Origin of the sequence: Agrobacterium tumefaciens str. B6 (genome assembly GCF_001541315.1) — a bacterium.
GTDB classification, from domain to species: domain Bacteria; phylum Pseudomonadota; class Alphaproteobacteria; order Rhizobiales; family Rhizobiaceae; genus Agrobacterium; species Agrobacterium radiobacter.
In genome coordinates, this window is sequence record NZ_LMVK01000018.1 from 15,755 (window position 1) to 30,083 (window position 14,329).

Sequence of the window (14,329 nt, forward strand, 5' to 3'; positions counted from 1 at the left end):
AAAAGGGAATCCAGGAATGACAATGTCCCAACCAACGGGAAAACGCCCTTCGGAGACCTGGCGATCAGGCAATGTCTCAGGGTGGCTCGTTCTTGCAGCTTCACCAGCCTTCGCGTCGATGGCCTGGATTTCGGCGAACGACATGCAGGCGGGGATCTGCGCGTCCCCACCCGGCACGCTGCCCATCAGCGGCATGGCCTTCATGTACCTGCTGATGAGCCTCTTTCACCTGTCGCCCTAGCTGAAGCTCGCTTCCGCTTGCTGGCGGCAATATCCATCCCCAAAAACCCGAGGAGACTGACAATGAACCGCAAAATCGTTTCAGCCAAAGACTGGCTCGCCGCCCGGCGGGATTTTCTGAAAGCAGAGAAAGAGCTTACTCGACACCGGGACGAGGTTGCCCAAAAGCGGCTGGCACTGCCATGGGTACGGATCGAGAAGGAATATGGGTTCGATACGCTCGATGGCCCCCGAACGCTTGCCGATCTGTTCGATGGCCGATCGCAGCTTCTGGTGCAGCACTTCATGTTCGCGCCGGGATGGAAGGAGGGTTGCCCGAGCTGCTCTTTCATGGCCGATCACACCGATGGCATGAACAAGCATCTGGCGCATCACGACGTTACCATGATCGCCGTATCGCGGGCACCGCTCGCCGACATCGAGCCCTACCGTAAACGGATGGGCTGGCAGTTCAAATGGGTGTCGTCCTTCGGAAATGACTTCAATCACGATTTCCGTGTCAGCTTCACACCTGACGAAGTCGCCTCCGGCAGGATCGACTACAATTTCGGAGAGTGGCCGGAGCTGGGAGAGGAGTGGCCGGGCATCGGCGCCTTTTACAAGGACGACGCTGGCCAGGTCTTCCGCACCTACTCCACCTATGGGCGCGGCGTCGAGGCGATGATGGGTGCCTATCAGCTGCTCGATCTCGCCCCGAAGGGACGCAATGAAGCCGAAGGAATGGACTGGGTGCGCCGCCACGATCGGTACGAATAGCAGTCCTTGCGTTTGCCCGTGCGATTGCCGCGAGCGGTGACTGGAGGGGATATAATGCCCGAAACGGTTTCAAGGAAAAGCTCCTGGCCGATCTCGACATGCCTGTCGATCAGCTCACTGCCCGTCGTCAGCTTTGCCCTGATCAGCAGCGAATTGCGGCCAATGGCAATGCTCACGCCAATGGCCCGCGATCTCGGCGTTACGGAAGGCGCGGCGGGTCAGGTGGAGGTCCTTACACTGTTTCCGGGTATCGCAGCGCCGACGGTGGCGGTCGTCATCCCCCAATCTGGACCTTTGCGTTCTGGTTACCGATGGCGGCAGGGCACAGGCCCGGTTCCGGCGGGGCGGCTTCGGCCGCCTCGAACTGCAACGTTCTTCGAAGCGGAACAAGTCCTGGCTCTTGAAGGGATCAGAACTGGCGCCCCGCTTTTTGGCCACGCGATAACAACGATTTGTCGATTTCGCATTCAGGTAATCTCGCCTCCGTCCAAACGTCATTCGTTCAGACGATCAACCAAGCGCTTCATGAGATCCATTCGCTCATGAAGAATCGCCACGATGAGGGCGGGCGCATCCTCTCGAGGCAGGCAAAAGACGTAGTGATGTTGGCATCGCGCCATTCGTAACGCCGGATGAAGCACACTCATATCCTCGAAAGAACCTTTGCCCTCGGCGAGGGTTGCGATACCTCGCTCCAAACCCGAGACGTAGCGACGTACCTGGGCAGCACCCCATTGCGTACGTGTGTAGCGGATTACCGAACGTAGATCTGATTCCGCCTCCGCGGTAAGAATGTAGGCAGTCAAGCACGACCCTCGGCAATCTCCTCGTCGAGGATCTCACCTACGGTTTTGGTCGACAGTCTTCCGGCGAGCCCTTCATTGACGCGCCTGTTCACCAAGGTTTTCAACTCCTCCCAGGCTCGTTCTGCGTCTGTGTCACCTGGGAAGAGGCGCTCAAGTGCATACTGTTTGATTGTCTTGCCCTGCAAAGCGGCCAGCGCCTTCAGGCTTTGATGTTGTTGATCCGTTATGTCGATCGTCAATCGGCTCATGTGACGCACTCCTAAACTGAGAAAACCCACATTAACACATATGTTGGCATGTGGCCACCGCCGCCACCTCGGATCCGGTATCGCTTGGAGGGATATGTTATTTCGGAGAAGGCGCCGATGCCTCTATTTAATTTCCGCTCAAGCACAGGTCGCTAGACGTGCGCGTTGCAGGCAGAACCCAGCCGGTTCGGCGTGCCCCTTTCGGCCAGCCATCAAGACAAGGAAAAACTGAAAGCTGATTTAGCCCTCACTCGCTCCTTCTTCTCCAACTCTTGAATGCGACTTGTGACGCTTATATCCACCGCCCGGGGAAGCCTTCGAGTTCCACAAGGCCTGACTTGATAACACTCAGCACCGACAGCCCTGACCTTGTCGGCTGATCTGGGTGCCTTCGCTGACGATCAGTCCGGCTGACGCACGCTGCGCATAATATTCGGCCGTCGCCACGTCGCCGGCAGCCGCTCGCGAACGGGTCATGGGCGGCATGACGATACGATTGGGCAGATCAAGAGCACCGAGCTTATAGGGAGTAAACAGCACGAGGTTACCTTTCATTGTCGGGATAACTGAGGATTTGGAACCAGAACTCGATCTTACCGCCATTTGCGACGAGCAAGTCCCGATCACGCGCATCAAAGGCGACTGCTTCATCCTGAAGATCAGGCGCGATCATATTGGCGTGACAAGCCCGATAAACCGGGCATGCGGCAAATCATCTATTCTTCAAAGGGCATAATCAGAACCACTCGCTTTTGGCGAGACTGGCCCCGGCAGATAAACAGGCGCCCTCGCCCAATACCAGCGATGACGCCTGCCTGCTTTTACCTCATTCCGGCAGCAACCCTTTACTTGGCCGAAAACGGAAAGCGCCAGATGTTGGACAGTTCGCCACCCGGCTTCTGCGAGAATCAATAAATTCGCAAGTGATCCGCATTGACGGCAACGCCGACGTTCGCCGCACCAATGCTGGGTTCGAAGTCGAGCGCATCGATAATGTTCTGCCGCAAAGTATTGTCGTTCATGACCATTCTCCCTTTGCTCGTTATGAACCCGGTCATGATCGGAGAACTTGCGAGAACTGACATTGACCACGGTCAACCCGGCAACAGATTCTGGCCGCCCACGGGCTCCGGTTCGGCAAGTTTTCTCCTTTGCCAAAGCGGGCGCGAAACGACGAGCCCGCCAGCATATATCAGGCAAGGCGTGTGGAGACGCCGCGACGATCGGGATAAGGCACGGGCCCCGTCAGCGGCAACAAAAGAACGCGACAGTAAACAGTTTTAGGCCTGCTGCGTCCGCGTGGTGAGACAGACGAGTGCTGGCGGATCCGGCGAGTCCATGTGTCGTCGTAACGGCAACCGGCACCTGTGCTATTGCCCGATCGACGCTTCGACCTCGCGCACGGCATCGGCGAGATATTTATGCATTTTCTCTCGTATCAGATCATGTGCGTCCGACAGTCCCAGAACGCCGATATCGTGCTCCAGTTTTTTTAGGATACCTTCCTCCCCCCGAGAAAAATCGGTTTCGATTATCTCTTCAAGACAACGCTCAATATCCCGGCCAAGCAGCGTCGCCATCCAGTTCGCCAGCAATCTGTCGCGCCGTGCGCGAACCCTGAACGCCTTTTCTATCTGCATGACATATTGTTGTTCCGCCATTTTTTCGCGTTCGTCGTAGATCGTCACAATTCAGTCCTCCCGTGCTAATCTGTCGACATTCTCCCGTCAGCCTCGCTCCGGACCGAGCTGACATTCACCGCATCCATATCATTGCGGCGAAACCCGCTCAGGCTCACCCAGCCTCGCCTCTCTTCCACTTAAGGCGTTGATATCCAGGGCGAAGAATATATGCCGGGAAGCGGCGCGAAGAGGTTGTGGTTGCGGTTGCAGTTTCAGCCCACCCGGTTCCCACCAGTCAAAATGGTGCGAGAGAAGCGACCAGGCATGGAGCCGCTCCTCACCGGGCGGGTCTTCCTGGGGCAGTTCGCGGAAGGCCGCATCAACTATAACGCTCACCCATTGATGATCACCGCGGCTCTTGTCGACCTGCAAACAGGCGCGCGGGTTCGACCGAAGGAAATCCAGTTTTTTTCCTGGCATTGAAAAGGCGTAGAGCCTATTTCCGGAGTAAGCGTAGTATATCGGGACGACATAAGGGGTGCTGTCCTTCGCACATGCCATCCGCGCCAGTCTTCCGTCCCTGAGTACGGCCAGGCATTCATTGTGTGTCATTTCTCGCACAAGCATTGCTCCACCTCCCTGACTAAAAAATTAAACCCTTCCTTCTTGCGAAACAAAAAGCGGAAACGACGGTACCATGATTCAACTTCGGCGGCCCATTCCCGGCCCTTCCCAAGCCGGTCTTGACAGAGATGTCTCAGAGTATGGTCTTGCCGTTGAGACCTTTGTAACTCGTGCAAAGAGAAAATTTGCTCGCCTCACGCAGAGATTTGTTCGCTTCCTGTAATTTGAGCAACGTCTCACCACTCCTCCACTCGTCAAAATTCGCTGCGATCCAATGGATGCCCCGGTCGGAAACAGTAAAAATCATCCAGCCGTCGTCTCCGTGTCTATGGAGTTCGAAATCGGGCACCTGAAACGACTGCCTTTGCTCAAGATGCCTATCGCTCTTTTGCTAATGGGTTGGCCTGCTCTGTTCCTCACTTTAACGTTCTCGCATTCGGCTTCCTCGCTGTTTAACTGATCGAAAAACGATGGCAGCTGGACGAATGCCCGCGTTGATGCGCATCAATGGCTAACCGTATTTTTCCGAAGATCTGCCTTAGGTCACGAACCAAGCGAAGACATCCGTCTTATTTCGCCGGTACTGGCTAACCCAAAGGCCCTCGAGCGCATCGCCAAGGCTGACCCAATAGCGATCTCGATGCACTCATGCCTTGGAATTACGCGCCCTGAACGGCCTCAGCAAGGGTCCCTGCACCTGCAATCGCATAAAGCCGGATAGAACGGCTGGCAGCGCTTGGTTTCGAGGTGTTGAGATTCACGCGTTTTCCGTTACTGCGCGCGTTGTCGCCTAACGCAACACCTCGTCACGCGGGCCGAAGCCAACCATAGCGCCTTGGGCAAGACGATCACATTCTTACGACTAGGTGCCAAACGACACCCGGTCCTCAAAGTTTTACCTGCGCCTTGCCCGCCTCTCGTCGCATGCGGACCAACCGCCCCTCCCAGAAGCCAGCCGCCAGCATGACGATCGTGGTAAGCCAACCCATGGTCAGCAGATCGACGAATGGCGCGACAGAAAGGAGCGCCAGAAGCGCGACTACGCCGGCAATATGCGAAACCGGCAGGACGCCGTACACTACCTTCTTGTAGACGACGCTACCAAGCAGATAGATCGCCGGCCCGCCCGACAGGATCAGCGCATAGGCTGACTTGAGCCCGTCGTGGGGATGGGCAAGCACCAGATCGTTGCCGACTGCGGTCGCAATGATCCCGCCGACCAGGATGGCGTGGATGTAGTGGAAATATGCCCCGATCCGGCCAGGATCATCAGAGCGCGTGATCGCGGCGGTCGCGTCCTTGCTCGACGTGCCGAAATAAAGCCACCACATCGCGAGCGTGCCCAAGAACGTAGCGAGAAGCGCCGAGAGTGTCGGCACATCCCAGACCTCGGCGCGCGCCATGGTGGCGCCGGTCGCAAGCAGTGTCTCGCCCAGCGCAACGATCACGAAAAGCTGGCAACGCTCGGCGAGATGTCCGCCTTCGATCGTCCAGTCGCTCGTCTTAGAGCGTCCGAGGCCCGGTATGGCGAAACCGAACATCGGCGAAACATACTCGCAAGCTACCGCGACTGCCCAAAGAGCCATGCGTGCCTCATGCTCGACGAAGGCGCCGGTGATCCAGAAGACGGCGGCAATTGACACCCAACCCAACATACGCCGGTAGTTGGCCGCAAGCGGATGATCTGGACCCAACTCCCGGACGATATATGCCGTCCGCCCGACCTGGATCGCCACATATGCAAACGCGAAGACCAGCCCGCGCTCGCCGAAGGCGCCCGGAATCGCAGAGGCCATAAGGAGGCCAGCCAGCATGACGGCGAAGATCAGGCCGCGGATGCGCGGTGTCTCCGGGTCGAACCAGTTGGTGACCCAGCAGGTATATTGCCAGCCGAGCCAGACCGCGAACCAGAGGATCAGAGTCTCGATGACGCCCGTGGGGTTCAGATTGGTCAGCAGCTCCTGACTGAGCTGCGTCACCGCGAAGACATAAACGAGGTCGAAGAACAGCTCCTCGAACGTCACCCTCGCATGATGGCCATCGCGGCGCCTCAGAAGTGGATGACTGTGCGGAGCATTGCTGTTGCCGGTTGTGTTGGTCATGCTTGTCCCCATCCTCAGGAGCGTGAAATCTGCCAGATCACCAGGACCGCAAGAATCGTGGGTAGGACGAAAATGACAAGGAGGATCGGCAACTCATCCCGCACCGAGTAGCCCGCATAACTGACACCAACCCAGAGATTGGCGCTCGATATAACAAGCCAGGCGGGAATGAAGAGCTTGGCCGCCGTTGCGAGGCCGGTGGCATCACTACCCCACAGTTTTCCAAACAGCAGGAACACGCCGAGCTGAACGACACCTCCCGCAATAACCATCAGCATGTGCATTTTGTTTCCCCTATCCGTTGGTCTTCATCAGATGCGCACTGCATCTTCGTCGTCAGGCAGGTGCATTTGCCGCCGTTGTCTCCGGTGGACGTAACGGCATCGCGGCCGCTGCAGCGTCGGCCGCCGTGCCGGCTCCGGAACGAACGGTGACGGCGTTGGAAGCAAGCGAAAGACCCGCAGCCCTGAAGGCCGAAAGCAGCCGCTTCATGCCCTCGCGCTTCAGGATACTCGGATTGCCGGGACGCGACGTGAACTTGAAACGAACGACCATCGATGTCTCCGTGACAGTCTGGATTCCCTGCATTTTGAGAGGCACCAGGAACTCAGATCCAAACTCCGGATCTTCCAGCATGGCAAGCCCGACCTTCTTGGCAGTCTTGCGGATCAGCTCGGCGTCCGCGTCCCGCTCGAAGCGCAGTTCGAATTTGATCGTGCCCCAGTCACGACTGTAGTTCGTCACTGAGTTAATCTGGCCGAACGGGATGGTGTGGATTGGACCGTTGTGATGGCGCAGTCGAATGGAGCGGACCGAAATGTGCTCTACGGTGCCCATGAGCCCTCCAGTATCGATGTACTCGCCAATTCGAAACGCATCGTCAGCAATGAAAAAGATGCCGGATACCACGTCCTTTACCAGCGTCTGCGAACCGAAGGACAGGGCCAGGCCGAGAACACCGAAACCGGCAAGCAACGGGGCGACGTTGATGCCGGTTGACGTCAGCACCAGAAGGGCGGCTATGGCAAGGACCGCCCCCAAAGTCAGATTACGGATAACGGGCATGACCGTGGACATGCGGCTGGCCGGTTGCTTGTGCGCTTCGTCTTCGTCCTGTCCCGGAAGGGCGATGGCAGATGTCGGCGCGATCGTATCAAAATACCGCCAGAGACCGCTGCACAGCGTCCAGCTTGCGACAACCGCGAGGCCGAGGCGTTGGAGCCAGACAAACCAGCCCGTCACGACTGCTGTCTCGCCAGACATAAGCGGTTGCCAGAGGATGACGATCAAATGCAATCCGATCAGCCAGACCGCGCCCGAAACAGCGGTGCGAAGTCCCCACAGGAGGGTGGAATGTAGTCCGGCCGCACCGTTACGGGCAAGGTGTCCGAGAAGCGACCATGACCCCAGTGCGATGATCGGAACCGCGATAAGCACAATCTGCGTTGTTCCCGCCGCAAAACTCCACGCGGCGCTGTTGGGCGTACCGGCAACCAGAAAGCCTGCGAACCAAATCGCCAGTGCCGAAACCGCATAGAAATCCGGTAGGATATATCCGGCCATCCGCCGGAAAGTACCCGCATTGGTTCCGGTGAACGCGTTTCTGATATCGCGCCGCCCGGCGATAAACCACCAGAGTTTCAGCAGGGTCAGAACGGTCGACCCGATCAGAAACCAGCCTTCGATGGCACCCTTGTCCAGGGCGCGTGCATCGGCGAGCCTGACAGTTTCGCCAACGAGCGAGCCGATGGCGCCATAGGCGATGAACATCGCAAGATGCCAACGCGGACGTGCAATTCCAATAAGCGGCTCGCCATCCAGAAGTGGTGCAAGAAAAATTCTTCCAAACGCTGTGTACAGCGCCGTCACGGTGGCGATCGTCACCAGACCCGCCGCGATCTGAAAGGACAATGTTCCCCCTTCCAACAAAAGTCGGAGACCAACATAGGCAACTGCGACCAGGATCCCCACGGACACCAGATCCAATGCAAAGCGGCTGATGGTGTCCTTCATTCGACCGGGAAGCGCCAGCCGGTCACCGCGCGGATGGAATTTGCCGGGAAAGATGCGCCGAAACGAAAAGGCACCGAGTGCGCCTGCCGCTATGGCGAGAATAGCAGTCCCCACGTCGGTTAAGCCACTTCGGCCTTCGCCGGCGAGCGTCGTTTCCGTATCTGAAAAAACACCTGCGATCCCTGACGCCCCATTGAGAGCCAGCGTCGCTCCCCGGACAAAAGCGCGCGAAACCCCGCCCAGCGGCCCGGACGCCTGTCCTTCATCGACCGCCGCAACCGGGACGGCAGCCTCGGAAGCTTGGGCTTCCGTTGCATTTTGCCATTCGCCAGCGACGGGTCGCCCCGTCTGCGCAGCAGCGCCCAGCAAACGACCGATCTCCGCATCGCTCTGGCCCTGCCGGAGAATGACCGTGATTGGCCGTTCCTGAGCAAACGCGCCCACCACGGCAAACAGAAGCGTGACCGTGCAGGCGCAGGCGACAAAAACAGCCTTCCACCGCGGATCTCGCCGTTGCGGGCGAAACATCCGTTGATTTTCACCGGACAAATACCCGGCCGCCGCAATAGTGCGTAGGCTCCCCTCCCTCATGAAAACACGCTCGGATTTTTGGTGATACCCTTGCCGGCATAAGGAGGGAAGCCGATCCGCCGGACATAGCTCTTGGTCGCGTCGCTGACGAGATGTACGCACTCGGCATCAAGCGGTGACTGAAGGCAGTTTCTCATTGCGGGTTCCGACGTGAAAGGTTGGTTCCATAGAAACAAGGCGGCAGAGAGTTGCTTCGGCCGCCTTGCGGATCACTTCGTGGTGTAGCCACCGTTCACCAGAATCGTCTGGCCGGTCATCCACCAGCCGTCCGAGACAAGGAAGCGGATAAACGGGACGATATCCTCAATGTCGGTCAAGCCGGTCTTCGAGAAGTTCGACAATGCTGCCGCGGTCTTGTGGTAGGCGACCGCATCCGCACCCTCGGCCGGATAGAAGAAGGGCGTATCCATTGGACCGGGACCGATCGCCGTCACCGAGATGCCCCGCTCACCGAACTCCTTCGATGCCGCTCGCGTAAAATGCTCCACGGGCGCCTTCGTGCCGGCATAGGCAGCATAGAATGGCGTGAAGGCACCAAGCAGCGAGGTCACCACGTTGCAGATCTTCCCGTTGTCGTTGAGGTGCTTGCCGGCCTCCTTGATGAAGAAAAACGCGCTCTTCGAGTTCACCGCGGTCATCTCGTCGTATTCGGCTTCCGAGATCTCGACCATTGGCTTCTTCAGCACTTTGCCGACCGTGTTGATGGCGATGTCGGTGCCTCCCATCGCCGCCTTGGCGTCATTGAACAGTTTTTCGTTCGCGCCGGCCGTGGTGAGGTCGGCCTGAAAGGCAAAGGCTTCGGCGCCCGCTGCCTTGATCGCGGCAACCGTTTCGTCGGCCGCTGACTTCGTGGCGCTGGTGTTGTAGTGAACAGCGACAGCCTTTGCGCCCTGAGCGGCGAGATCGCGCGCGATAAGCCCGCCGAGGTTCTTCGCGCCACCGGCGATGAGAACGGTTTTCCCCCTGATGCTGTGATCGGTCATTTGTGTTATCTCCTTGGGTTTGCCTTGCGACCAACTGCGCGACCGCTTCCTGAAATGCAGAATATCGTCTATGGAATCTTCATAAAGACGGTCGTTCTGACATCACATGTCAGAGATGACGGACAATCGACGGAGTCAGCGTTTTGGACCGTATCGATCTGTTCCGTATCTTCGCCCGCGTCGTCGAGTGCGCCAGCTCCATCCGCGCTGCCGATACGCTCGGGCTGCCACATCGTCCGTATCGGCAGCTGTAATCGAGCTTGAAGGGCGGGTCGGCGCCCGTTTGCTTCATCGCACCACCCGGAAGATCTCTCCGACCCAGGACAGCACGGACCGTCGCAAAACATTTGCTCGTACCGAACCGGTCTCGACCATGGCCCGCATCTGGAGGTCCCCACAGTCCCAGGCGTTTTCGGGGGCGGACAAGCTGACCATATTCACCAACTCCGATTAAGACCTGATGCTCCGACCGCAAACATCTGTGATCCTCATCATCGACAGTTCGTAAAATGCACCGATGAGTAAGTAAGTTACCATTTCACGCGCAAGCCGACCCGTCCCTTGACGGAATAACTGTCGCCGAAGTCATTCAGGCTGGTCTGAACCAGACCTTCACCATAAATCGAGTACTTATCGTCATCCCAGCTATAGGTTCCCCCGACCCCCAGTCCGGCCCAGACACGATCATTGCGGCTGGCGAAGCTCACGCCCTGGACATCGACCCTCGTGCCGTCGAGGAACTCATAGTAGAGATTGCCAATGCCGTAGACGTGGGAGCGGTTGAGCAAGCCCTCGTCATTCTGCCACGCGCTTTCATGGTCGAGGGTCATACCGAGACGACCTTGCAGGCTTTCTCCACGGTCGAGGCTGACACGGGCGCCGAATGTGTCGGTAAACGCGTCGAAGTCGACATTGGAATAGACCAGCTGGGCCTGCGGTGTGACGGACCAGCCTGGATCGATGGCAATGCGCGTGCCGCTTTCCAACGACAGTGTATAGCCAAAACCGTCATTGTTGTCGGTGAGGTTCGTGCGGGCAAGGAGAGAGTTGAGATCGCTCGTGTACCAGGTCATCTGGCCCAGACCGTCCAGGTAGAAGCCATTCTCGCCATACCAGGTCAATGTGCCGCCAAGACCGTAACCGTCCGTGCTGATCTCACCATCGCCGTAAACAGAACTGGTGTCGGTTTTGCCATGGGCGTAATGGACTGTGAACCCGCCAATGAGTTTGCCGCTTTCCGTTTCCGCCAACAGCCCATCAATGCCGGCCTGAAGCTTGAAGACATTCTGGTCGTACTCGGCGGCCGCGGCGGAGAAACGCGGCTCGATGTGGTTATGCGCACCTTCAATGCGACCCCATACACCGTTTCCTTCGATCGCAACGCTTGCGTCTTCGGGAGCGGCATAAGGTGTGCCGACAGAAGTGCCATTACCGGCCCAGAAACGATTACCGACACGTTGCTGCAAGGTTTGGACGCCGTTCAGACCCAGCAATGCCTGAGGATATGCCTCATAGGTCGACACACCAGCCTGATAAAGCGGGGAGGTCGGTGTCGTCGGCGATGTCGGATTGGTCAATTGCGAACGCAAATACCAGTTGCCATCATTCGGTGTCGATGCGTCCCCCTGATAAAGCTGATAGGCGTAGGCGCCTGCAACGACCGCCTGCCTGTCGCCAATTGTGTAATCGCCAATGAGCGAGAAATACCCGTTGGAAGCACCGTTCACTTCGATGATACGGATACCTTCACTGGTCTGCGCACCCGTGCCTCCAACATTGTTGACGCCGACATTTGTCGTGCCCGATGTGTCGCCATTGACGATGACCATATCCGTCTTGGAGTTGTCGTCACCAAGAGCAACATCGAACAGCATCTGTCCGCCATTGCCGTTATAATTTCCACCGATGATGACAACATCGCCGACAGCATCATCTACCGTGGTGATGGTTCCGGCATTGGCCACATCGCCGCTGAACGAATAGACCCCGGTTCCTCCGCCCGTCCCGACGAATGTGGACGTCGAATCAATCGTTATGTTGCCGTCGAAATTGAGCGACGCCATGCCGTCAAGTCTAGACCCGTTGTCCAGGAACACACCGGTCGTTGCTTCATCCGGTTCGCCGACATGCCATACACCGTCATCAATCGACAGACTGGCTCCATCCAGATTGACAACTTCCCAATTGATGATCTTGCCGCCATTAGTCGTCGCCGTCACACCCTTAAGCGTAAGCGTATCGATCATGCCATCGGCAACCGAGGTATCATCACCGCCGTCCAGCACCTGAGAACCATCATACGCCGATGCGCTTACCATAGCTGTATCGGATCCGTCCTGACCGTAGAAGCCTCCCGCCAGAGTGCCGCCCGTCCAGGTGAACGTATCATTGCCTTCATGGTTTGTGACACCGTCGTTGCTTCGAGGGTCGTCTCTGTCGTCACCGACAATATTGCCGGTATAGGTTCCACCAGCCAGATTGAAGGTGTCATCGCCGAGGCCGAGGACCGCATCGCCGGTTACGGTGCCAGCGCTGTTAACCACGACATCGCCGCCGATCGTGTCCGAAGCAATAGGGTTACCCGCGACACCGCCGTCACGAATGGCAATTCCGGACGTTGCCGTGACCGTTGCGGAAGCTGCAATATCGACGGTCGAGCCGTTCGCTGCAATCGTCTGGATACCCGCACCCGCACCGCCACGCACCGCGCCACCGACGCTGACCAGCGAGGTGCCCGTACCCCTGTTCGACGCCAGAATGCCGGTTCTGCCAGCAACAGAACCCGCCGTCTGTCTTACAATCAGATCGGTGGCGCTGCTGGCATTACGCGAATAGACACCGTAGTCACCGGAGGCGATCACATCGCCGGACAGTGTAACCGTTGTTGAGCCGGTTCCCGCATTGTCTGCGAAAACACCATAGGTACCGCCTTTGACCGTTCCGGATGTCTGGCTTACAAAGATACTATCCGCTGTGGCCGCGTTATAAGCGTAAAGTCCAGCGCGTACGATTGCCGTGGCATCGCCGGAACTGATGATCGTCGTTGAGCCGCTTCCCTGGTTATTGGCATACATGCCGAACCAATTGCCGGAGATCGATCCCGCGGTCTGGGTAAGAATGATATCTGTCCCGGCTGTGGAATTGTAGGCATAGACACCAAAGGTGTCGTTATTTGCCGCACCAGCCTGGGTCTGGTTGATGATCCCGGCTGTTGTGATCGATATAGCGCCGGCCGCCCAATTATCGGCGCGGATGCCATGCGTATAACCGGTGATAGTGCTGCCGGCTGCCTGGGTAATCGTGATGCCTGTCGCGTTAGCGAAATTTTGCGCCCATATGCCGTTTTCGGTTGCACCGTCCACATCGCCGCCGACACTAATTGCGGTCGCCCCATATCCACGATTGGTTGTGGAAATTCCGTTATCCGCGCCAAAAATCGTCCCACCCGTCTGGCTAACGGTCAGGTCTGTTGCGAAGCCGTCGTTGGAAACATAGACACCATTACCGATGGTCCCAATCGCCGTGCCTGCGGATGTGACCGTTGTGGGACCTGTACCGGTATTGATGACATAGATACCGTCAATGCCGGTGATGCTACCGTTCGATGTTATTTCAACCGCACCGGAAACATCATTGATCGCCAAAACACCCTGCCCACCAGAGGACGTGATGGAAGACGCATTTCCGTCCGTTATGGCGATCCCTCCGATTGTCTCGACTCTGAGGGCCTCCCCAGAGGTTGACAAACCAAATCCTGGTTGTGTGACAACCGTTACGGGCGCAGAGGAAAAGATAACCGCTGACGGATCGCTACCTGTGGCAGCACCGGAACAGCTCCAGGTTTCAGGGCCAGCAGGATCGCAGCTACCTGCCAGCGATGGCGAAGACGAAATGAGCAGCGATATAAATGTCGCTGCCGAAACGGCCGATAACATTTTAAACGACAGCACCAAACGGGTTTCACAAGGCGCTATGCCACCGACGATCCCCTTATATTTTCCCACTCGGCCGCCACGGACGAGCGTGTTACTTGCTCTCGGATTTGTATAAGAAGTACCGAAGGAATTCTCGATCCCGATAGGGGGATGATTAACGAAAAATGCTGCAGGTGCGATCATTCCTGTCCCCCATTTCATTTCCATTCCCCTCGCTTGAAGCTGAAGAATGCTCCATTGCTGAACCATATCCCCGAATCGGATTCGCCCAATGGTTGCCTCAATGATTGAATTCAACATATTACTAAAATATGATCAACGGTGAACTTGGGGTTGCGTAACCGCTGGAAGACTGGAGAACAACACAGCTGAAATGCCTGCATCCAGCCACCTCACGTATTGTCTGCGG

General features: G+C 57.5%; 13 protein-coding genes and 2 pseudogenes. 4 read left to right on the forward strand and 11 right to left on the reverse strand.

Translation table 11 applies throughout. The annotated features are described in order from the left end of the window. Window positions 1–22 precede the first annotated feature (22 nt). From ASB65_RS27390 to ASB65_RS28520, 3 genes are all read left to right on the forward strand, one after another. Entirely contained in the window at window positions 23–241 is a 219-nt protein-coding gene (locus ASB65_RS27390; protein ID WP_236734558.1) for a hypothetical protein, read from the forward strand. Between the two features lie 62 nt (window positions 242–303). Continuing rightward, complete coding sequence (locus ASB65_RS15245) at window positions 304–996, forward strand: DUF899 domain-containing protein (RefSeq protein WP_060724506.1); 693 nt, start codon at window positions 304–306, stop codon at window positions 994–996. A 54-nt stretch (window positions 997–1,050) separates the two neighbouring features. Further along, window positions 1,051–1,542, forward strand: a complete 492-nt coding sequence (locus tag ASB65_RS28520; protein ID WP_162266783.1) for an MFS transporter — start codon at window positions 1,051–1,053, stop codon at window positions 1,540–1,542. Here ASB65_RS28520 and ASB65_RS15250 read toward each other — a convergent pair. The 10 genes and pseudogenes from ASB65_RS15250 to ASB65_RS15290 all read right to left on the reverse strand — a co-directional run bounded on the left by ASB65_RS15250 (window position 1,491) and on the right by ASB65_RS15290 (window position 9,985). Further along, window positions 1,491–1,802, reverse strand: coding sequence for a type II toxin-antitoxin system RelE/ParE family toxin (locus ASB65_RS15250; protein ID WP_060724507.1), 312 nt, complete (start codon window positions 1,800–1,802; stop codon window positions 1,491–1,493). The genes ASB65_RS28520 and ASB65_RS15250 overlap by 52 nt on opposite strands. Then, window positions 1,799–2,050, reverse strand: coding sequence for an antitoxin (locus ASB65_RS15255; protein WP_060724508.1), 252 nt, complete (start codon window positions 2,048–2,050; stop codon window positions 1,799–1,801). Before ASB65_RS15255 ends, ASB65_RS15250 begins: the two co-directional genes overlap by 4 nt. Before the next feature lie 360 nt (window positions 2,051–2,410). After that, window positions 2,411–2,605, reverse strand: a pseudogene (locus ASB65_RS15260) (alkene reductase); the annotation flags it as partial. 815 nt (window positions 2,606–3,420) lie between these two features. Then, a complete protein-coding gene (locus tag ASB65_RS15265; protein WP_060724510.1) occupies window positions 3,421–3,738 on the reverse strand; it encodes an ATPase inhibitor subunit zeta in 318 nt (105 codons plus the stop codon). Between the two features lie 81 nt (window positions 3,739–3,819). Then, window positions 3,820–4,299: a pyridoxamine 5'-phosphate oxidase family protein gene (locus tag ASB65_RS27395; protein WP_080868652.1), complete on the reverse strand. Its 480-nt coding sequence runs from the start codon at window positions 4,297–4,299 to the stop codon at window positions 3,820–3,822. An 884-nt stretch (window positions 4,300–5,183) separates the two neighbouring features. Further along, the gene (locus tag ASB65_RS15275; RefSeq protein ID WP_060724512.1) at window positions 5,184–6,398 is read right to left on the reverse strand and encodes a low temperature requirement protein A; all 1,215 of its coding nucleotides are present in this window, start codon (window positions 6,396–6,398) and stop codon (window positions 5,184–5,186) included. A gap of 14 nt (window positions 6,399–6,412) precedes the next feature. Next, window positions 6,413–6,682, reverse strand: coding sequence for a hypothetical protein (locus tag ASB65_RS15280; protein ID WP_060724513.1), 270 nt, complete (start codon window positions 6,680–6,682; stop codon window positions 6,413–6,415). 52 nt (window positions 6,683–6,734) lie between these two features. Then, on the reverse strand, window positions 6,735–8,960 hold the full coding sequence (locus ASB65_RS15285) for a mechanosensitive ion channel family protein (RefSeq protein WP_162266784.1): 2,226 nt from the start codon (window positions 8,958–8,960) through the stop codon (window positions 6,735–6,737). 38 nt (window positions 8,961–8,998) lie between these two features. Then, the gene (locus ASB65_RS28240) at window positions 8,999–9,139 is read right to left on the reverse strand and encodes a hypothetical protein (RefSeq protein ID WP_153464147.1); all 141 of its coding nucleotides are present in this window, start codon (window positions 9,137–9,139) and stop codon (window positions 8,999–9,001) included. Window positions 9,140–9,211: 72 nt separating this feature from the next. Beyond that, the gene (locus tag ASB65_RS15290; protein ID WP_060724515.1) at window positions 9,212–9,985 is read right to left on the reverse strand and encodes an SDR family oxidoreductase; all 774 of its coding nucleotides are present in this window, start codon (window positions 9,983–9,985) and stop codon (window positions 9,212–9,214) included. Between the two features lie 143 nt (window positions 9,986–10,128). Between ASB65_RS15290 and ASB65_RS28905 the strand changes: the two are divergent. After that, window positions 10,129–10,316, forward strand: a pseudogene (locus ASB65_RS28905) (helix-turn-helix domain-containing protein); the annotation flags it as partial. A gap of 199 nt (window positions 10,317–10,515) precedes the next feature. On the opposite strand, the gene ASB65_RS15295 reads toward ASB65_RS28905, so the two are convergent. Continuing rightward, the gene (locus ASB65_RS15295; RefSeq protein WP_060724516.1) at window positions 10,516–14,103 is read right to left on the reverse strand and encodes an autotransporter outer membrane beta-barrel domain-containing protein; all 3,588 of its coding nucleotides are present in this window, start codon (window positions 14,101–14,103) and stop codon (window positions 10,516–10,518) included. Window positions 14,104–14,329 lie beyond the last annotated feature (226 nt).